The 19266-nt window shown below is 51.6% G+C and carries 16 protein-coding genes, 1 tRNA gene and 1 pseudogene; 11 read left to right on the forward strand and 7 right to left on the reverse strand.

Annotated features, from left to right (window positions below; genetic code table 11):
• The first annotated feature begins 447 nt into the window (after positions 1-447).
• From glyQ to QJQ48_RS24165, 4 genes are all read left to right on the forward strand, one after another.
• Positions 448-1338 (forward strand): glycine--tRNA ligase subunit alpha, encoded by an 891-nt coding sequence (gene glyQ, locus QJQ48_RS24150; RefSeq protein WP_346293811.1) that lies wholly within the window; start codon positions 448-450, stop codon positions 1336-1338.
• A 120-nt stretch (positions 1339-1458) separates the two neighbouring features.
• The gene (locus QJQ48_RS24155) at positions 1459-1941 is read left to right on the forward strand and encodes a DUF4079 domain-containing protein (protein ID WP_346293812.1); all 483 of its coding nucleotides are present in this window, start codon (positions 1459-1461) and stop codon (positions 1939-1941) included.
• 124 nt (positions 1942-2065) lie between these two features.
• The gene (locus tag QJQ48_RS24160) at positions 2066-4324 is read left to right on the forward strand and encodes a ComEC/Rec2 family competence protein (RefSeq protein WP_346293813.1); all 2259 of its coding nucleotides are present in this window, start codon (positions 2066-2068) and stop codon (positions 4322-4324) included.
• An 80-nt stretch (positions 4325-4404) separates the two neighbouring features.
• Positions 4405-4491: transfer RNA gene (locus QJQ48_RS24165), tRNA-Ser, on the forward strand.
• Positions 4492-4566: 75 nt separating this feature from the next.
• Here QJQ48_RS24165 and QJQ48_RS24170 read toward each other — a convergent pair.
• From QJQ48_RS24170 to fraC, 3 genes are read right to left on the reverse strand one after another with little or no spacing between them, the layout of a single operon-like run.
• The gene (locus QJQ48_RS24170; RefSeq protein WP_346293814.1) at positions 4567-5346 is read right to left on the reverse strand and encodes an ABC transporter permease; all 780 of its coding nucleotides are present in this window, start codon (positions 5344-5346) and stop codon (positions 4567-4569) included.
• Positions 5347-5406: 60 nt separating this feature from the next.
• The gene (locus QJQ48_RS24175) at positions 5407-6615 is read right to left on the reverse strand and encodes a DUF5357 family protein (protein WP_346293815.1); all 1209 of its coding nucleotides are present in this window, start codon (positions 6613-6615) and stop codon (positions 5407-5409) included.
• Positions 6602-7165 (reverse strand): filament integrity protein FraC, encoded by a 564-nt coding sequence (gene fraC / locus QJQ48_RS24180; RefSeq protein WP_346293816.1) that lies wholly within the window; start codon positions 7163-7165, stop codon positions 6602-6604. The genes QJQ48_RS24175 and fraC overlap by 14 nt, the downstream gene beginning before the upstream one ends.
• A 94-nt stretch (positions 7166-7259) precedes the next feature.
• On the opposite strand from fraC, the gene QJQ48_RS24185 reads away from it, so the two are divergent.
• From QJQ48_RS24185 to QJQ48_RS24205, 5 genes are all read left to right on the forward strand, one after another.
• Complete coding sequence (locus tag QJQ48_RS24185; RefSeq protein ID WP_346293817.1) at positions 7260-8393, forward strand: cob(I)yrinic acid a,c-diamide adenosyltransferase; 1134 nt, start codon at positions 7260-7262, stop codon at positions 8391-8393.
• Between the two features lie 69 nt (positions 8394-8462).
• Positions 8463-9809, forward strand: coding sequence for a cytosine deaminase (locus QJQ48_RS24190; RefSeq protein ID WP_346293818.1), 1347 nt, complete (start codon positions 8463-8465; stop codon positions 9807-9809).
• Positions 9810-9837: 28 nt separating this feature from the next.
• The gene (locus QJQ48_RS24195; RefSeq protein WP_346293819.1) at positions 9838-10614 is read left to right on the forward strand and encodes a cysteine hydrolase family protein; all 777 of its coding nucleotides are present in this window, start codon (positions 9838-9840) and stop codon (positions 10612-10614) included.
• Between the two features lie 82 nt (positions 10615-10696).
• Positions 10697-12049 carry an FAD-binding oxidoreductase gene (locus QJQ48_RS24200; RefSeq protein ID WP_346293820.1) on the forward strand — a complete coding sequence of 451 codons (1353 nt, stop codon included), beginning with the start codon at positions 10697-10699 and terminating at the stop codon, positions 12047-12049.
• A 297-nt stretch (positions 12050-12346) separates the two neighbouring features.
• A complete protein-coding gene (locus QJQ48_RS24205; RefSeq protein ID WP_346293821.1) occupies positions 12347-13474 on the forward strand; it encodes a site-2 protease family protein in 1128 nt (375 codons plus the stop codon).
• Positions 13475-13697: 223 nt separating this feature from the next.
• Here QJQ48_RS24205 and QJQ48_RS24210 read toward each other — a convergent pair whose 3' ends face one another.
• From QJQ48_RS24210 to QJQ48_RS24220, 3 genes are all read right to left on the reverse strand, one after another.
• Entirely contained in the window at positions 13698-14189 is a 492-nt protein-coding gene (locus tag QJQ48_RS24210) for a cupin domain-containing protein (RefSeq protein WP_346293822.1), read from the reverse strand.
• A gap of 553 nt (positions 14190-14742) precedes the next feature.
• Positions 14743-15291, reverse strand: coding sequence for an REP-associated tyrosine transposase (locus QJQ48_RS24215; protein ID WP_346293823.1), 549 nt, complete (start codon positions 15289-15291; stop codon positions 14743-14745).
• Between the two features lie 186 nt (positions 15292-15477).
• A complete protein-coding gene (locus QJQ48_RS24220) occupies positions 15478-16926 on the reverse strand; it encodes a M12 family metallopeptidase (RefSeq protein WP_346293853.1) in 1449 nt (482 codons plus the stop codon).
• Positions 16927-17202: 276 nt separating this feature from the next.
• On the opposite strand from QJQ48_RS24220, the pseudogene QJQ48_RS24225 reads away from it, so the two are divergent.
• Together QJQ48_RS24225 and QJQ48_RS24230 are read left to right on the forward strand one after the other, a co-directional pair.
• Positions 17203-17400: pseudogene (locus tag QJQ48_RS24225) on the forward strand (phage integrase N-terminal SAM-like domain-containing protein); the annotation flags it as partial.
• 462 nt (positions 17401-17862) lie between these two features.
• Entirely contained in the window at positions 17863-18108 is a 246-nt protein-coding gene (locus tag QJQ48_RS24230) for a hypothetical protein (RefSeq protein WP_346293824.1), read from the forward strand.
• Between the two features lie 500 nt (positions 18109-18608).
• Here the strand turns inward: QJQ48_RS24230 and QJQ48_RS24235 are convergent, their stop codons facing one another.
• Entirely contained in the window at positions 18609-19244 is a 636-nt protein-coding gene (locus QJQ48_RS24235) for a peroxiredoxin (protein ID WP_346293825.1), read from the reverse strand.
• Positions 19245-19266: the final 22 nt, after the last annotated feature.

Raw genomic sequence — 19266 nt, forward strand, 5'->3', positions numbered from 1 at the left:
CGGCTCCCTTGGCAAACTACCCACTCTCGTGTTACAGTCTTACCAATTTAGCCTCAGTTCTATCAAAATTGAACAGGACGTTTAATTCGTCTTTGGCTTTCAAACTATTTAACTGTCTAGGTCCGGCTCGCCCTCCAGGACTTCACTTCCGTGTCCCCCCTTCAGGCGCTTTACTAATATAGCCAACCGACACAGCACTGTCAACAAAAAAGTCTGCTTTTTTGAAAAAAGACTTGAAAACCTCATATTGCAAGGCTTTGCTGTTCTAAATGTTAGGAAGAAGGCGGCAGCAATTCGATTGATTAGCGCAGGCTGAGCAATTAAGTCAGAGCGAATCGAGAGAAGAAGGCGAGTGATCGATGCTGCAGGCTGCCAAGGTGTCTCTTCTTCCGAGGAGACAAGGTTTTAGCTATAGTCAGGCAAGATATCTGTTCGAGGGAGAAGCGAGTGAACTTTCAGTCGGTTATTGCTACGCTGCATCAGTTCTGGGCTGAGCGTGGCTGTTTGATTGTGCAGCCCTATGATACGGAGAAAGGGGCTGGGACTAAGAGTCCGCATACGTTCTTGCGGGCGATCGGGCCTGAGCCTTGGTCAGTGGCTTATGTAGAGCCTTGCCGACGACCTTCGGATGGCCGCTATGGAGAAAATCCCAATCGTTACCAGCACTACTATCAGTATCAGGTTCTGATTAAGCCATCCCCTAGCAACATTCAAGAAACCTATCTGGCGTCTTTGCAAGCTTTAGGTATCCGGCCTGAGGATCACGACATTCGTTTTGTCGAAGATAACTGGGAGGATGCAGCTGTAGGAGCTTGGGGTGTGGGCTGGGAAGTCTGGCTCGATGGGATGGAGATTACCCAGTTCACCTATTTTCAGCAGTGCGGTGGGATTGACTGCGATCCGGTTTCAATTGAGCTGACCTACGGATTAGAGCGTTTGACGATGTATTTACAGGAAGTAGACGCGATCGCCAAAATTCAGTGGAACGACCAGATCACCTATGGCGATGTCCACATGCAGGGAGAGATTGAGCATTCGGCCTACAACTTCGATGCCTCAAATCCAGAGCTTTTATTCATGCTGTTTGATCTCTATCGCAAGGAAGCTGAGCAGCTAATGGAGAAAAAGCTGGTACTCCCTGGCTACGACTACGTCCTAAAGTGCTCCCATACTTTTAATCTGCTAGATGCTCGCGGCGTCATTTCGGTCACAGAGCGCACCCGGTATATTCGTCAGGTGCGGGCTTTAGCAAGGCAAGTGGCGCATCTTTACTTGGAGCAGCGTGAAGCTATGGGTTTTCCGCTGTTATCAGAAAATGTATCAGTCCAGGCTGCTTGAGCGCAGTGTCTACAGCTAGTTGTTTAAGAAGGCTGTCTGTTCAAAACAGCACAGGTGACAGCCTCTGCTATTGATGGCCTGTTAGGAAATGTAAGCGTGAACTTGATTGGTGGAGTTGTCATGGTTTCTAATTTGAGAGCATCTTTAGAACCAATTGCGGGCTGGTTCCGCAATTTTGGTATGCCTGAGCCTATCGTCCACTGGGGTCATCCCCTGATGATGGGAATTGTTATTTTTGTCATGGGCACTTTTGTAGCCTGGGCTGGCTGGCGGGGACGTACTGCAGCAGACAAGGAAGTTGCGGTAGAGAATAAGTCTAATCACCGAAAGTTAGCTCCCTGGCTATTTACCTTCATTGCGCTGGGCTATACAGGGGGAGTGCTATCGCTAGTTATGCAAGAACAGCCCATTTTAGAAAGTCCGCATTTTTGGACAGGGTCAGTCGTGGTGGGTTTGTTGGCAACAAATGGTTTCATTTCCGCTACTAAGTTTGGCGGGAATCAGGCAGCTTTACGAACAGCGCATGCTTATCTCGGTACGGTAGCGATCGCGCTCATGTTTATTCATGCCTTTTTGGGACTGAGACTGGGGCTATCTATTTAAGTCTTCTGAGTTAGCTGAACCGAAACAGCATTTTTCCAGCTCTGCAGCCGCAGGGCTTTTTTTTCGATAATTCTGACAACTGAATGGGCTAGCTAGGGTGGGTGCCTAGAGGAACTAGCCTAAGATGACGCCAATGACTGGCCTGATTGTTTGCTTAGCCTATGTTTTAGGTTTGCTGGCATCGGGCTTACCAATTTTATGGTCAGACTCTACCAGCTTTTTAGGACTACCGCTCGGCGGTTATGGACTGGTTTTAGTAGGTTTGGGGTTGGCAGCTAGTTTGCCGCGCCGCTGGTATCAAGGGCCAACTAAGTCCGGGTGGATAATAGCCGGATTAGTGGGACTGGTGGCGGCGGGCTACTGCAGCTACCGCACACCTCAGCCTACCAGCACTGATATCAGCCAGCTCCTGGGCGAGCAAGGAGCGCAGCCGACTTTAACAGTACGCGGAGCGATCGCCCAGTCTCCTCGGCTCAACCGCAGCGACAAGGGCCAGCTTTGGGTCAACGTCCGCTCAGTGCGAGAAACCGGCGGCACTCGCGCTCTGGCTTTGACTGGCAAGCTATACGTTACGGCACCTAAGCTACAGATTACTGGACTGCGCCCAGGTCAGCAGGTTTTGATGTCAGGTCGGCTTTATGCCCCTCAGGCAGCTCAAAATCCCAATGGCTTTGATTTTCAGCAGTATCTGGCCAGTAAAGGCTGTTTTGCTGGATTTGTAGCAGACGAGCTAGAGCCTGCTGCAAAAGCGGGCTGGGGACTTTGGCTGTTGCGGCAGCGAATTGTGCAGGCCCAGGCACGATATTTGGGGAGTCCGGCAGGGCCGCTAATGAGCGCTATGTCCCTGGGGCGCAAAGCCGTAGATTTACCCTTTGATGTGCAAGATACTTTTATGCAGGCGGGTTTGGCCCATACGCTAGCAGCCTCTGGCTTTCACGTATCGCTAGTGCTAGGGCTGGTACTGAGCCTGACGCGATCGCGAACTGGTCTTACTCAGGTCATCAGCGGCGCGATCGCTCTGTTTGGCTATGTTTGCCTGACTGGCATCCAGCCCAGCGTCATGCGGGCAGCCTTGATGGGAGCAGGCGCGCTGGTAGGTTTAGCAACTGAGCGTAAAGTACACCCCCTAGGCTGTTTGCTTGTGGCTGTAACGGGCTTGCTCTTGTGGCAACCTACCTGGATCTGGGATATCGGTTTTGAGCTGAGCGTAGCAGCCACATTTGGCCTGATTGTGACAGCCCAGCCGCTGAGCCGTTGGCTAGACTGGTTGCCCAACTCTATTGCCATGCTAATAGCGGTTCCTATAGCCGCAAGTCTATGGACAGCGCCTCTACAGCTCTATTACTTCAATACGCTACCGACCTATAGCCTTTTGCTCAATGTGGTCGCCACGCCGCTAGTCACTCTCATCAGTTTAGGCGGCATATTCTCAGGCATCGTTGCTCTAGTTTGGCAGACGGGGGGCAGCGCGATCGCCTGGCTGCTTTACTATCCGATTTATCTGCTCATTGCTTTAGCAACCTTTTCCAATCAACAGCTCGGCAGCGCGATCGCGATTGCCCAGGTTTCAACTTTGCAGGTGGTGGGACTCTATAGCCTGTTCATGCTTGGTTGGCTGCAGCCTTGGCTGAGAGGGCGACAGTGGCTAGTGGGGGCGATCGCCTGTGGCTTGGTCATTTTTCCGGCTTGGTCTAGCGGAGCAACACTGCGACAGATCACGGTGCTGTCAGCGGCCCAGCAGTCTGCTCTGGTGATGCAGCAAGCTCGTCAGGCTGTGCTCATCAGTGATGGTGATGCTAAAACCGCTAGTTATACAGTCTTGCCATTTCTAAAACAGGCAGGCGTCAATCAGCTACAGGCAGGGATCGTACTCGACAACAGGCCAGAAACTATCGAAAACTGGGCCAGAGTTCAGCAGCAAGTATCCATTCAAAAACTGTTTGCGGCAGTCAATTTTGAATCTCAAAAGCTCAAAGCCCAACTATTGCCAGTCGGTCAAACCACCGAGCTAGCGATCGTTGAAGTCCAGAGCCTAGGAACCCAATTTCCCATTTTGCGGCTGACGTTTCAGGGGCAAGCTTGGCTAGCGGTCGGACAACTACCTGCTGAGGCTCAGCAGCAGCTAACGAACGCTGGAGAAGTGCTGCGCAGCCAGGTGATTTGGTGGACGGGCGATCGCTTAGAAGCTAGCCTGCTCGATGCTGTTCAGCCAGAAGTCGCCATTTATTCAGGCCAAAATCTAGACGAAGCGGTGATTGAGCAGCTTCGCGATCGCGGGATTAAAACCTTTTGGACCGGGCGGGACGGCGCGATTCAATGGACACCGGAGCTAGGCTTTCAAGCGGCTTTAGCTCAAGGCAGGGACGCGATCGCCCTAGAATAGCTAGTCCCCAGGACTTTAAAGTGATTTTGAGGGCGATCGCTATTTATAGGCAATCAACGCTAAAATAACTTGGATCGCGGGGAGAGGTGGCAGAGCGGTTGAATGCGGCAGACTCGAAATCTGTTATAGGGTCACACCTATCGAGGGTTCGAATCCCTCCCTCTCCGTTCTTTGTTTTTCCAAATCAATAACTATTATTTACGGGCAATGTCTTGAAGAGACGGACAAGCCTGCTTTGACAGTTAAAACTGCCGCCGCGAAAAAACGAGCGTAGCGATCGCCAAAAGCAGCACCGTGTACAGCAAGGCATATAGCACGTGACTTGCCAGCGCCAGCGGCTCTGGCAAAAGCTGCATCCCATAGATGGCTTCGTTACGCAGATTTAGCCGCTCTAGATCAGGCAAGATTAGATAGAGACCGTTCGTCACACGCTGGATAGCAGGATTTTCGCTCAGTTGCCCTAGCTCTACAATATCCTGACTGAGATGTCCCATGAGGTAGACCGCAAAGGCCAAAAGGGTTGCCAGAAGCGAACTGGTAAAGACGCCGAACAGCAGCGCGACTGCAGTGAGCAGCACCATCTCTAGAAACGTAAACAGAATTGCCAACAGAATACTCTCTAGGGGGTACTCAATCCCATTTAGGGTGAGCACGCCGAAGAAAATAGCTGAGAGCAGGCCAATGAGCACCGCGATAACGGCTGATAGGCCCAGATGCTTGCCCAGAATAAACTCCGTCCGGCTGACAGGTTTAGAAATGAGCACCAAGACTGTACGCTTTTCGATTTCTTTATTGATCAGTCCCGTACCGACGAAAATAGCGACAACCAGTCCCAACAGGCTGATACCGGCCAGCCCTAGATCCAGCGTAATTTTATCCTCAGTCCCGGCGGCTACTTCTGGCAGCAGCAGCGAAGCCGCTAACATCAGCAGCGCAAACAGGGCAATGAGATATAGCACGCGATCGCGGATGACTTCTAAAAAGACATTGCTGGCAATCACCCAGGTTCTGACAAAGCTCAAAGATCGCCTCCTAGCAGCAAGACACCAACCGTTCTAAAGTGTATCCCTACAGGCTGTACATTAAGGTAATCCCTCTACGAAATCGGTAGCTAGCTCGCAGTCTACAACCGCCAGCGGCGTTGGCGGCGGAGAGGGAGTGCTTTGCTCTGCGTTTTCATCCGTTGGGGTGGCTGGCGGCAACTGCCTGTTAACCGCGCAGGTTTTTTCTAGATAAAAACCATTTCCTGTAGACGTGGGTCCTAGCCAGATTGACTGTAGACGTAGCTCGTATCCTACGGGCGTTTCATAGGGACGCGGTGCCCGTAACCGCCAAAGATCGCGCTCTGCGGGTGCTTCTAAGCGATTTTTAGCAGCCTGTTCAATCGGGATGAGCTGATCTTCAATATTGAGCAGCCAGCGCTCAACCCGTGGCCAAGGCAGACCGTTAAGCTGCTGTTCGACTTCTGCTTCAGCCGCGACTAAAAGTGGAATTCCCTGCGGTAAACGCTCTCGGTCAGACGGCAGCCGATAGACGAAGTTGCTGTTGCTAAAGTCGCTGACTAACAGGGTGGGATACTCCTCTAACCACCGCTGTACCCGAAAATAGAACTGTAGCCAGCCGCTCAGCAGCAGGCTAAAAACAAAAAGTAGGGCTAACTGCTGTCGCGTAGAAATAGCAGGCTTTTTGAAAGTAAAGTTCCAGCGCAGCACGTTAGGCACAATAGCGATCGCAGCTGAGACGATTGGCCAAGTCACGATCGCAGGCGTCAAATTACCGTCATTGGCCCAAGGGCTAAAAACAAAGGCGCACAGCAGAGCACCACTAGCCCAGGGACTCAGCGGCATTCCGAACAGCTCTACATCGTTAACAGATAGTCCCCAGCCAGTCCCAATAATTAGAAAAATCCAACCGAAAGAACTGAGTAGGTTAATCGTCAGGGCATTGGCATTCACCAGCTCAGCCAGTAAAGAGGTCAGCCAAGAGAACAGGCTCAACATCAGTATCGTTTGCCACGAATTGTATTCTGTGACGGATAGGGCTGTGAGCAAACCCCAACCGCCGCCAATCGTCGTTAGCAACCAGCCAACTGTGATGACGAGATTGGCGGTAGATTCGTTAATGCCTAACTGAATAACGGCGATCGCCAGCAGTAAGCTGACCAACCCGATCAAAAAAATCGTTTGCCAAGAAACTAAGGTAGGCGGTCTAAAAACTCGGGTAATTTGGTCAAACGACTGCATAGGCGTTTCCACAAAGCCGATGATGGCAACAAATTTAGTTGATTTCAAACACTGCCTGCAACAGCAGTAAGAGAAAGATAGCGCTGAAACTAAGGGCATTAGCCTGCAGCACGGCAATGGACTGCTGAGAAGGGGCCTCAAAACCGAGTCCGCCCCGTCTGGCTCGCTGATAGCGTTCTTGGCGGGTGGCAGCGGGCTTTTCTTTCGTTTCCGTCTTAGCGTCTAATATGCGCTGCAGCCAGTCGAGTCCCTGCAGTTTGACGCCAAACGTTAGAAAGAAAGTGAGAAAACCAGCGGCAATAAAAAACAGGCCGATATTTTGTTCTGGATTAATAAAAAATTGATCAAAGAGAACAAAACTTAGGATTTGAGTTCTGAGTTCCGGCGGCAGCAGCGGCTCTAGAGCCAAAAAGGTAAACCATCCCAAACTGGCTGACAGCAAATTGATGGTCGTTGCATACTCAATACTGGTGCGATAGCCCAGCCTTAGCTTCTGCCTGAGAACGCTGGCCTCCAGCGCGATCGCCACCAGCAGAAACAAACACTGAAAAATAATGGCTCTGATTGGAAAAACAGACTCCATAGGTTCGAGCGCCATAGCAGAGATCTGGCTACAAGAGTATCCCGTTTTGTCCATAATTGACCTCCGGTTTCGCTAAAATGCTCATCTGGGCCATCAACGGGAACCGCAAATGACACGGGCTGGCATTGGCATTCGCACCGCTCAGCGCCATAATGAGCGCCTAGTCGGGCAAATTCATGTCTATGACGGAGAGGGAAAGGGTAAGTCCCAGGTGGCGCTGGGGGTAGTGCTGCGCTCAATTGGACTAGGCATTCAGACTTTCATGGAGAGCCGGGTGCTGCTGCTGCGATTTCTCAAGGGGCCGGGGCGTACCTATGACGAAGATGCCGCAATTGAAGCTTTGCAGCGAGGCTTTCCGCACCTAATTGATCAGGTGCGCACTGGACGGGCTGAGTTTTTTGGCCCGGAAGAAATTACCCGCTTTGACAAGCAAGAGGCGCAGCGAGGCTGGGACGTGGCTAAGGGAGCGATCGCCTCTGGTCTGTACTCCGTTGTTGTCTTAGATGAGCTAAATCCAGTTTTAGATTTAGGTTTGCTGCCGATTCATGAGGTGGTTAAAACGCTGAAGAACAAGCCAGAGCATTTAGAAATTATCGCCACCGGGCGCGGTGCCCCCCAGCCGCTGCTAGAAATTGCCAATCTACATTCGGAAATGCGGCCCCATGCCCATCTGGACACTCATTTTCAAGGCATTGACGGCATTGAGATCTACACGGGCAGCGGCAAGGGAAAGTCTACCAGTGCCCTGGGTAAGGCGCTGCAGGCACTGGGACGGGGGATCAGTCAGGACAAGTCCCACCGGGTACTGATCATGCAGTGGCTCAAAGGCGGGCAGGGCTATACCGAAGATGCGGCGATCGCGGCTCTGCGTCAGAGCTATCCCGACCTGGTTGATCACCAGCGCTGTGGCCGCGACGCGATTGTCTGGCGGGGGCAGCAGCAGGAAATTGACTATGTAGAAGCCGAACGGGGCTGGGAAATTGCCCATACGGCGATCGCCTCTGGAATGTACAAAACCATCATTCTCGATGAGCTAAACCCTACGGTGGATCTAGAACTGCTGCCAGAGGAACCAATTGTGCAGGCCCTGCTGCGTAAGCCGAAAGATACTGAAGTAATCATCACGGGCCGCTGCAAAAATCCACCTGCCTATTTTGAGCTGGCTAGGGTTCACTCAGAGGTCTTCAACCATAAACACTATGCTGAAAGCGGCGTCGATCTCAAACGCGGCGTTGACTTTTAGCGAAATCAGCGGTTTACCCCATTACTTTGTCAGAATAAGGGGGATTCCCATGTTACAAGGTTAGAATTCTTGAGTTCTTTTGCTACTCTGCCTGCGGGCGATCGCTATTGGCTGCTCAACGCCCGCGTTCCGCTCGTTTTTCTAGACTCCAGGCGCGAATGGTCACCGCTACCTCACCTCAGCCATCCCCCAGTTGCTGAAGACCTAGTTGCGGTAGATATCGAAATCAGCAGCGGCCAAATCACCTGTCTGCAGCCTGCAGGTCAGCCTTTGCCGCCAGAAGCGGTCGGTCTCGATATACAGAAAGGTCTGATATGGCCCTGCTTCGTGGATGCTCATACCCACCTAGATAAAGGTCATATCTGGGAGCGAATGCCCAACCCAGATGGTACCTTCGACAGCGCCCTAGCAGTCGTCGCTAAAGATCGAGAAAAGCGCTGGGACGCTGAAGATCTCTATCGCCGTATGAACTTCGGCCTTAAGTGCAGCTATGCCCACGGCACCCAGGCCATTAGAACTCATTTAGACGCCTTTGGAGATCAGGCCGCCACTAGTGTTGAAGTTTTTCAGGTGCTGCGTCGTGAGTGGGAGGGACGAATTGCGCTAGAAGGGGTTTGCCTAGTGTCTTTAGACTATTACCAAACCGCTCAAGGGGAGCAGCTAGCCGACTTGATGGCTGAGGCGGGGGGCATTTTGGGCGGCGTTACGCAAATGGGACCAGACTTAGACGATCAGCTCGATCGCTTATTTAGCCTGGCACAAGAACGTAATTTAGCGCTTGACCTGCATACCGACGAGAGCTTAGATCCCAACGATATTACCCTGCGCCACGTGGCTATGGCGAAGCAGCGACATGGCTTTAGCGCTCAGGTTACCTGCGCCCACTGCTGTAGCCTGTCCGTGCAAGCGCCCGCTGTGGCTAACGCAACGATGGACTGGGTAAAAGAGACAGAAATCGCTATCATCAGCTTGCCTATGTGCAATCTGTACCTGCAGGATCGTCAGCCTCAGAGAATGCCTCGCTATCGCGGCGTCACCCTGCTGCACGAGCTGAAGCAGCGCGGCATTCTAGTAATTTTAGCCAGCGATAACTGCCGCGATCCTTTCTTTGCCTATGGCGACCATGATGCCTTGGAGGTATTTACCCAGTCGGCTCGCATCGGCCACCTCGATCGCCCTTTTGCAGACTGGCCTTTAGCCGTGACTCGCCTGCCGGGTGAGCTGATGGGTCTGCCTGACAGCGGCCGAATTGCAACGGGTTCAAGCGCTGATTTGATCGTCTTCAAGGCTCGCACGTTCAATGAGCTACTGGCTAGACCTCAAAGCGATCGCATCGTGATTCGTAAGGGTCAGGCCATCGACACCACGCTGCCAGATTATGCCGAACTTGATGACTTGATGGCAGAGCTTGAGTAGAATTTGAGCGACGCGATCGGCCCCAACCATGTCAGACACACCGGAATTACGCACACTCGGAATCCCCCCTACGGCCTGGCAGGTCAATGCCGATATGGCTGATATTACCCGTCCGGCCCTGCCGCCGCGAATAGTGAGCTTTCTGACTCAGACCAAGAAACTGCAGGTAGACTTGAGCAAAACGGCCTGCATCGTGGTGGATATGCAAAATGATTTTTGCCACCCCGACGGCTGGCTAGCTCATATTGGCGTAGACGTGACGCCCGCTCGCCAGGCGATCGCGCCCCTTCAAACCCTGCTGCCCCAACTACGACAGGCTCAGATACCGATTCTTTGGGTCAACTGGGGCAACCGCCCTGACCTACTGAATATCAGCGCTGGGCTGCGCCACGTTTACAATCCCACTGGCGACGGTGTAGGACTGGGCGATCCCTTACCGAAAAATAAGGCACAGGTGCTGACCAAGGATAGCTGGGCGGCGGCGGTGGTCGATGAGCTAGAACAGCGGCCAGAAGACATCAAAGTCGATAAGTACCGCATGAGCGGATTTTGGGATACGCCCCTTGATAGCATTCTTAAGAATCTGGGGCGGACTACGCTCTTGTTTGCTGGAGTGAATGCCGATCAGTGCGTGCTTTGCACGCTGCAGGACGCTAATTTTTTGGGCTACGACTGCCTTCTGTTGCGGGACTGTACGGCGACAACTTCCCCTAGCTTTTGTATGCAGGCTACTGTTTACAACGTGAATCAGATCTTCGGCTTCGTGACCGAGTCGGCCCACATCTCAGCGGCGATCGCGGCCTAGAAATCCTATGCGGACGGGTTAAACAATCCATGTCCTAGGATTCCTGTAAAATCCCTATCAAAACCCGCCTCTACGAAAATCTATGACGACCACAACCAATTGGGATACCCTCGCTGCCGCGCTTGGCGATATTGAAATTATTCGCGATCGCGCCCAGGTTGAAAAACTGTCAAAGGATTACTACTATTTCAGCCCGGTGCTGCAGGAGCAGCTTGCCGATAAAACCGCTGATCTGGTGGTGCGGCCTAAGTCAGAAGCAGAGGTGTTGCAGGTGGCTAAAGCCTGCGTGGAGAGGAAGCTGCCCGTGACGGTGCGCGGCGCAGGGACAGGCAACTACGGCCAGTGCATTCCACTGGCGGGGGGAGTCATTCTGGATCTGAGCCGCCTGAATCAGGTGAAGTGGGTGAAGCCAGGAGTAGCCTGTGTAGAAGCCGGGGCTAAACTGTCTGCGATTGATAAGGTGACGCGGCAGTCGGGCTGGGAAATTCGCATGTATCCGTCTACCTACCGTACCGCGACGATTGGTGGCTTTATTGGCGGCGGCAGCGGCGGCATTGGCTCAATTACCTACGGCCAACTGCGCGATCGCGGTAATCTCAATGCCGTCCGGGTGGTAACGATGGAAGACGAACCGCGCGTGCTAGCCCTGCGGGGCGATGCCGTACAGCAGGTGCTCCACGCCTACGGCACCAATGGCATTATTACCGAGCTAGAAATTCCGCTGGGGCCTGCTTATCCCTGGGTAGAGCTGATTGTTACTTTTGATGACCTGATGGCGGCTGCCAAGTTTGGTCAAGCCCTGGGAGATGCCGACGGCTTAATCAAGAAACTCATTAGCATTCACGCTTGGCCCATCCCCAGCTACTTTCAGGCGCTCCAGCCCTATTTACCTGAGGGCAAACATGCCGCTTTGCTGATGGTGGCAGAGCCATCGCTAGAGCTGTTTGAAGAAATGGTCAAAGCCTGGGGGGCTGAAATTACTTACCGCAAGAGCGCTGTTGAAACGGGTAAAGGCACAGCGATCGCGGAGTTTACCTGGAACCACACCACTCTCCACGCCCGCAGCGTCGATCCCAACTTTACCTATCTGCAAACCCTGTTTCCCCATGATCCAGAGCTGAAGCTGGTAGAGCACATGATCAACCACTTTGGCGACGAAGTGCTGATGCATCTGGAATTCTTTCGGGTCGAAGGTAAAGTGATTCCGGCGGCGCTACAGCTAGTCCGCTACACCAGCGAGAAACGCCTGAACGAAATTATCCGCTATCACGAAGACAAAGGTGCATTTATCGCCAACCCCCACACCTACATCATGGAAGATGGCGGTCGCAAAACTATTAATCCAGCCCAGGTCAATTTCAAAGCCCAAGTAGATCCCTACGGCCTGCTGAACCCTGGCAAGATGCGGGGCTGGCTAGAACGGCGATCGCAGTAGTATGGGGCCTATTGGTATTGTGTCAGCCCAGCGATAGAGGAGTAAATCCGAACCGAAAGGAACGGTTCTCTAGCTGAGAATGAATTTACATTTTGTTACGATCTAAACTGTAATGAGTTAAGCAGCCATAGCTAATCAACCCTGTAAGGCCACGGCGCGACCTAACGCACCGCGACAAGATTCAATCGGTTCGCTGACGCGATCGCCCAATCTGCTGAAAAGCTAGGCTTCGGCTCATAGATCGCACCTGACTTAGTTCTCAGAGCGCGATCGCCCTGTAGTATCTTTGAGGTGCCCATGAACGGCGGTATACGTGCGGGCAATTTGTTCGGCATTCCCTTTTACATCAACACATCTTGGTTTTTTGTCTTAGCTCTAGTGACCTGGAGCTATGGCAGCGGCCTAGCCTATGAGTTTGACACCCTGACCGGGTTAGCCCCCTGGATTTTAGGACTGGTGGCGGCGCTACTGCTGTTTGCCTCGGTGCTAGCACACGAGCTAGGCCACAGCTTTGCGGCTATTCGTCAGGGAATCAAGGTGCGCTCCATCACCCTGTTTCTCTTTGGCGGACTGGCAGCCCTAGAGAAAGAGTCAGACTCGCCCGGAAATGCATTTTGGGTAGCGATCGCGGGTCCAGTGGTTAGCCTGATTTTGTTCGTGGCTTTGACCACAATCAATACCGTGCTGCCTACCAGCGGCCCAATCGAGGCAATTCTGAGTCTGCTGGCTTACCTGAACCTAGTTTTGGCTCTGTTTAACCTAATTCCCGGATTACCTCTAGACGGCGGTAACGTGCTCAAGGCACTGGTCTGGAAAATTACGGGTAATCCCTACAAAGGTGTGGGCTTTGCCAGTCGTGTAGGTCAGTTTTTTGGCTGGACAGCGATTGTAATCGGCGTACTTTCGGTTTTGGGCGTAACGCAGTTTGGCAGCGTCTGGACAATTTTGATTGGTTTCTTCCTGCTGCAAAACGCTAATCGCTCGGCTCAGTTTGCAGAAGTGCAAGAACAGCTAGACGGTCTTACCGCGGCAGATGCCATTACGGCTGACAGCCCCATTGTGCAGCAGTCGACTACGCTACGACAGTTTGCAGACGACGCCGTTTTGACCGCTGACAAGCGCTGGCGCAAGTATCTGGTCGTTAATGAGTCTGAGCAACTGATAGGCACAATTGCCGTGTCTGCTCTGCAGGATGTACCCAGAGAAGATTGGGAGACTGTCACCGTGAGCGATCGCCTGCAGCCGATCGAAAGCGTGGAAGAAGTTGGCTCAGACAAGCCTCTGCTAGACGTGCTGAAGCTGTTTGAAGAGAAGCGAGTTTCTGAGCTAGTGGTCCTCGGTGAAGATCGCAGCCTGCTAGGGCTTCTAGAAAAGTCGTCTATTGTGCGGCTGTTGCAGAAGCGATCGGAAGTGACGCCTGCATAAGGGCTAAAACTTTGTGAAATGTCAGAGGCGCGGCGTTGGCTGCGCCTTTTTGCTGTGGACTAGGCTAGAGCGCTCCGAGCGGAGACAGAATGAAATAAGGCGGGATGATTAGCTCTGGGTATGGCTGCGCCAAAGCGAAGCGTAACCCAACAAGATCCTTGCCGCTGTTGGGTTTTATTCCGTACAGCTTCCCAGAAGCGAGCTACACCCCAACCCAAAATCACTAAGCATCGTTCGCTGAGTCAAAGCTTTTGGCATCCGACATATTATAAATTTCTACAGCTTCCCCGAGTCTAAGCATTCGCTTACCTAAGCGAGGAAAGTCTGCAATTTCAATATCAAGATTCTCTCCGCCCATTAAATAAATTAGCAGCTCATCATATGGATTCCGCAAATGATGGGCTACTGATGGTGTTGGAAATCCCATAAAATCGCCGGTCCCGACTTCAAACTCTTCACCATCAATTTCTGCTATGCCGCGACCAGAAATGATATAAATCCATTCTTCTTCTCGATGATGAGCATGGTAAATAAATGATTCCTTCCCAGGAGGTATTTTTGCAAGACTTACACCTACTCGTTTGAGTCCAACTGTGGGGCTTAGTCGGGTTCCGCTGATTTGTGAATTAGAGTTTAGCGGATGAGAAAAGGTAGCTTCTTGCTCAGCTATTTCGCTGGCTCGCAAAAGATAGACTCTTTTCTCCGGCTTTGCCATATCAACGATTGCTCCTTGTCAAAATATCTTCGCAACTATTCTCTAAACCAGCGCTTTCGGTAACTCATCCAAGACAGTAGGTGGGAGCTAAATTTGACTGAATGCTGACGCATCAAATCAAGTTGACCTGCGATCGCCAGATTCAAAGCGGGGGGGTGTTACTGACGACGGGCATAGGTGAGGGAAATAGATTCGGGGATGAGGAGTTGCAAGCTCATGATTGGGAATGGAATGAACTACGCATTATTCTAGTCTTGCTAATGTGATGAAATTACTGACTGAAGAATAAAATTTCCCAACATTAGTTCATATATTTTGCAACAACTCTATTTACTCAACGCATCCCCTAGTTTTTTCCTTTTGTTGAGGATTATGAGCGGTTGAGCAGACAGTCACCGATGATGTACTGGTAGTCCGTAAAGCAACATGAGAAAAAATAACTGTGCATATTATACTGGGAACTACTGCTGCTATAGACAGACAAGCCGCATAACGAAAAAGATGAATGCGATTGCGGATCCTGTAGTGTGCGTTGCGGCAAGCAAACGCACCATTACTCCCATCGTCCATCCAGCCCAAACTCAACTGGGCATTCACCCCAATTTGGCGGATAAATCCCTTCAATAATCAATCGATGCACACTTGAAAATTGCCATTCTGTTGGCACTTGGCACAATTGATCATGCACTGGATTGTAGTGAATATAATCACAGTGTTGAGCAAAATCGGTTTCGTCTCGAATCAAATGTTCCCAAAATCGACGCTGCCATAGATTGCGCTCCTTCCGCTTCCTGCGAGAATCTGAAACATTCATATCAAGTTTTAACTGAGTTCCATAATGCCTTGTGACATAAGTTTTGATTAGACGCAGACGAGTGGATAAGTCGCTGTCGTTTTGAGGTAAAGTCCAAAGACAGTGGAAATGCTCGGGTAACAGCACGAAGGCATCAATCGCAAAAGGGCGAGTTTCTCTAACCTGATTGATAGCTGTCCGTAGCGCATGACGACCAATCTCACGACACAGCCAGGGCTGGCGTTGATAGGTGACTTGGGTGATGAAGTAGGTGCCGCCTGCAATTCCGGGTCTTCGATAGTCAGGCATGAGAGAATACAGGTCAAAGATTGATATTAAGACGCTCGACAAAATGGTGCGTTTGCTATTCAGCAACGCACCCTACAAGATCCGCGATCGCACTGCGTTATGCTAGGCATGCTGCCAAGCCGGAACCCCAAAAAACTTACTCCTCTTCACCAACCTGTTAAACAACATTACACGGGGCGTGTAATCTTAGTCGCCTGCGTTGGTTGCAAACGTCGGACCCTCGTTCCATTTGTTTGATCTATCGCGGTAACAATGCACGAGTTGATTTCCGCATCGTGCGACAATTTCGAGATTGTTGCCAAAGTTGCCTTGGATCAACGACACATCATCAACATCGCCTAGGTTGGTCAGATGTGTTCCGCCATTATGCCAGGGTACTCCTGACGCATCGTTGTCACGGTAATAATGGACAATCCCATTGCCGGACGCAGGTGCGACAACTTCAAAGTTGCCGCGAGTGCCATAGCGCCCTTGAATAAAGCCGGGCGTACCCCCAGCATTTGTAGCGAAGGTTGGCCCTTTTTGCCAGTTACTGCCTTCCTCACGATAGCAATGCACGAGCTGATTTCCGCATCGTGCGACAATTTCGAGATTGTTGCCAAAGTTGCCTTGGATCAACGACACATCATCAACATCGCCTAGGTTGGTCAGATGTGTTCCGCCATTATGCCAGGGTACTCCTGACGCATCGTTGTCACGGTAATAATGGACAATCCCATTGCCGGACGCAGGTGCGACAACTTCAAAGTTGCCGCGAGTGCCATAGCGTCCTTGAATAAAGCCGGGCGTACCCCCAGCATTTGTAGCGAAGGTTGGCCCCTTTTGCCAGTTACTGCCTCCCTCACGATAGCAATGCACGAGTTGATTTCCGCATCGTGCAACGATCTCCAAGTTGTTACCGAAGTTGCCTTGAATTAATGAAACATCATTGACGTTCCCCAAATCAGAGAAATGTGTAGTGCCGCTATGCCAGGGTACTCCTGACGCATCGTTGTCACGGTAATAATGGACGATCCCATTCCCAGATGCACCGGTGACAACCTCAAAGTTGCCGCGCGTACCGAAATCCGACTGTACAAAGAATCCTGATGATCGGATTCCATACATGAACTCGGCGGCCCGCAAGTCTCCTGTGCTTAAGTGATTTCGCTGCCCCATGCCGGCACATTGGCCGAGTTGATTCGAAATAGATCCAGTAATGTTGCCGTAATGCATTACGGAATCACAGTCATACGGTCCAATGAGCAATGCGTCGTTTTCAATGTCGTAGTTCACACCCGTTCCTGTCACATTTACGAAAGTGGCCCGATCAGAGCGTTGATGTTCATGATAGAGGCCAAGAGCGTGACCAATTTCGTGCATCACATTGCCCCAGTGAAAGGTTCCTGACACATTGCAACGGATTAGCTGTGCCACTCCGTCACGCTGACGTCCCACAGCCGTACGGCAGGACGATGTGTGCCCACGGAAGACAACGTGTTCGGCCTCACCATTCCGCGGAATTAATTGAACCACAGAGTTATTGTTCCAAAAGTTGATAGCCTGCTCGACTGTCTGTCGGTTTGCAGACCTAGCGGGAAAGTCACCGTCATGAATCTCAAACGGTACTCGACCAAGGGACCAACGGAATCTCATTCCGTCTCGGAACAATGCCACGGCAATTCTCCTTGTGGATTTGAGGTTTGCTGCCTAACTATTATTAGAGGGAAAGTTTCCACCTAAGATCCCCATACGGGTAAATAGGTGGAATTACGTCCGCCTAAGATCCTGTTTTGGGTAGATAGGTGGAATTACGTCCGCCTAAGATCCCCATACGAGTAAATAGGTGGAATGATTCAGTATAATCATCCCTCCGGTTTCAGGTTGAACTTGCTTAGAGTTTATTCATCAGCTCTTTTCAGGCGTCTACTCATGCCAGCAGAACCTCGCCCTAAGAAGCTACTCGACCAGGTTAGAGAGGCTATTCGTTTGAAGCATTATTCCTACCGCACGGAACAAACCTATGTGCAATGGATTCGCTGCTACATCTTGTTTCATGACAAGCGTCATCCCCAAGAGATGGGTGTTCCTGAAATAGAAGCCTTCCTCACCCATCTAGCGGTGCAAGAGTAGGTTGCAGCCTCTACTCAAAACCAGGCTTTTATACTCACGTACTCAACCGAGGGGGACGCGGCGTGAGAAGCCCTTTAGATGCATAGCTTCGCACCGCTATTGACGCCGATCGCCCAATATTCTAAACTCACTCATTAAGCTGTGGCGATGCAATCGTTACAGCCGTTCACACAGACTCAAAAACCTAGCGCTCCCTAGAGGTGTTGTCACCACCGCCTAGAGAGCTAAAGCCCCCAAACTATCAGCCAGTTCGGGATGGCTCTAGGGGTGATTTTACCCTTAGCCACCTCGCTTTGCGCTTCAAAGTTGCGGGGTGGCTATGTTTTTGTGCGCTGGGTGATGGGAAGCCCAGAGATTCACAGCGCCAGCGATAGAAAGTGCCTAGACGCTTTCAGCTACTCGCTGCTCGGTTTCTGGCTTCCCGCCCCAGACTCAAATTCACTCAAGGAGTAAAATTCCATGTTTCAAGAAAATCATTGCGGCGATCGCCCATCCTGCGCGATCGCCCCGCCTGCTCATGAGACATCTGATTCGGACGATCAGGTGCGCATCCTCATGTACGGCCCCTGGCCCTGCGTGCGGCTGGAAATTCATCGATTGCACGTGCTGGGCTATGCCGAAGCGATCGCCTGGAGCAAGCCCATGCCCACCGACCGCCCCGGTGAAGTCAAGGTCATCCTCACCAAGCGCTGCCGCCTCGACTAGGCAATTTCGATGCTGTTCAACCGGAGCTGTTAGGCATACCCTTCCTACAGCTCCGGTGCCCCATTTTTACCTGTTCCGCCCAGTAAGAAAACGGAGAGCGATCGCCCCTCCTCAGATCTAGTACGAGCACGGCAATACCGTGCTCCAATAGTAGGCTATGCTTCAATCGGTAACGCATTAGAAACCCCACGCCCTTGCCTAACCCGCTTTGAGCCAATTTGCTAGCCAGCGGCGGCGTACGTCCACAAAGGAGCCACAGTTAGCACATTTCCTGATTCCCCGCACACCAATTCGCAATAGCTGAGTGCTGTCGCAGTGGGGACACTGTCTCTGATTTCTCATAACAAAGCTTGACGGAATACTGGCTTTCACTACAGTTCTAACCAGAGAATTCCCTAAATCATTTCCAGCAGAGACACTGGCTCAAGTGTCCTACTGGCTAGCCAAAAAAAGGGGCGCATTCTAAAGAATGCACCCCGGTATCCCAGACGACTTAAAACTTACTTGTTGGGCTGAGGCGTCATACGCAAGTAAGGCTTGACCTCAGTAACTCCCTTGGGAAACTTCTGCTTAGCTTCTTCGGTAGGAATTGCCGGAGAAACCACCACATCTTCCCCTTCCTGCCAGTTGACAGGAGTGGCTACGCTGTAGTTATCCGTGAGCTGGAGGGAATCAATCACCCGCAGAATTTCCTGGAAATTCCGCCCGGTGCTGGGGGGATAGGTGATGGTGAGGCGGAGCTTATGCTGCGGATCGATCACGAATACCGTGCGCACCGTGACCTTAGCATTGGCATTGGGGTGGATCATGCCATAGAGGTCAGAGACTTTCTTGTCAGCATCCGCAATGATCGGATAGTTGACGTTGGTGCTTTGCGTCTCATTGATGTCGCTGATCCAGCCTTTGTGAGAGTCGGCATCGTCAACGCTGAGGGCAATGACCTTAGCATTACGCTTTTCAAATTCAGACTTAAGCTTGGCTACTTCGCCTAGCTCAGTGGTGCAGACAGGGGTATAGTCTGCTGGGTGAGAAAACAGCACAACCCAGCTATCACCGGCCCAGTCATAAAAATCGATTTCACCCTCAGAAGTCTGCTGGGTAAAGTTAGGGACTGTATCGCCAAGTTGAAGCGTCATATCGCTATTACCTAAATGATTT

The sequence above is a fragment of the Sphaerothrix gracilis Ecp01 genome (assembly GCF_030405905.1).
Classification (GTDB): Bacteria; Cyanobacteriota; Cyanobacteriia; order Phormidesmidales; family Phormidesmidaceae; genus Sphaerothrix; species Sphaerothrix gracilis.

Coding starts and splice junctions, on each gene's coding strand:
- QJQ48_RS24155 (WP_346293812.1), top strand. CDS start 1,459: ATGGTTTCTAATTTGAGAGCATCTTTAGAACCAATTGCGGGCTGGTTC.
- QJQ48_RS24160 (WP_346293813.1), top strand. CDS start 2,066: ATGACGCCAATGACTGGCCTGATTGTTTGCTTAGCCTATGTTTTAGGT.
- fraC (WP_346293816.1), bottom strand. CDS start 7,165: ATGGCGCTCGAACCTATGGAGTCTGTTTTTCCAATCAGAGCCATTATT.
- QJQ48_RS24185 (WP_346293817.1), top strand. CDS start 7,260: ATGACACGGGCTGGCATTGGCATTCGCACCGCTCAGCGCCATAATGAG.
- QJQ48_RS24195 (WP_346293819.1), top strand. CDS start 9,838: ATGTCAGACACACCGGAATTACGCACACTCGGAATCCCCCCTACGGCC.
- QJQ48_RS24200 (WP_346293820.1), top strand. CDS start 10,697: ATGACGACCACAACCAATTGGGATACCCTCGCTGCCGCGCTTGGCGAT.
- QJQ48_RS24205 (WP_346293821.1), top strand. CDS start 12,347: ATGAACGGCGGTATACGTGCGGGCAATTTGTTCGGCATTCCCTTTTAC.
- QJQ48_RS24210 (WP_346293822.1), bottom strand. CDS start 14,189: ATGGCAAAGCCGGAGAAAAGAGTCTATCTTTTGCGAGCCAGCGAAATA.
- QJQ48_RS24215 (WP_346293823.1), bottom strand. CDS start 15,291: ATGCCTGACTATCGAAGACCCGGAATTGCAGGCGGCACCTACTTCATC.
- QJQ48_RS24220 (WP_346293853.1), bottom strand. CDS start 16,926: ATGAGATTCCGTTGGTCCCTTGGTCGAGTACCGTTTGAGATTCATGAC.
- QJQ48_RS24230 (WP_346293824.1), top strand. CDS start 17,863: ATGTTTCAAGAAAATCATTGCGGCGATCGCCCATCCTGCGCGATCGCC.
- QJQ48_RS24235 (WP_346293825.1), bottom strand. CDS start 19,244: ATGACGCTTCAACTTGGCGATACAGTCCCTAACTTTACCCAGCAGACT.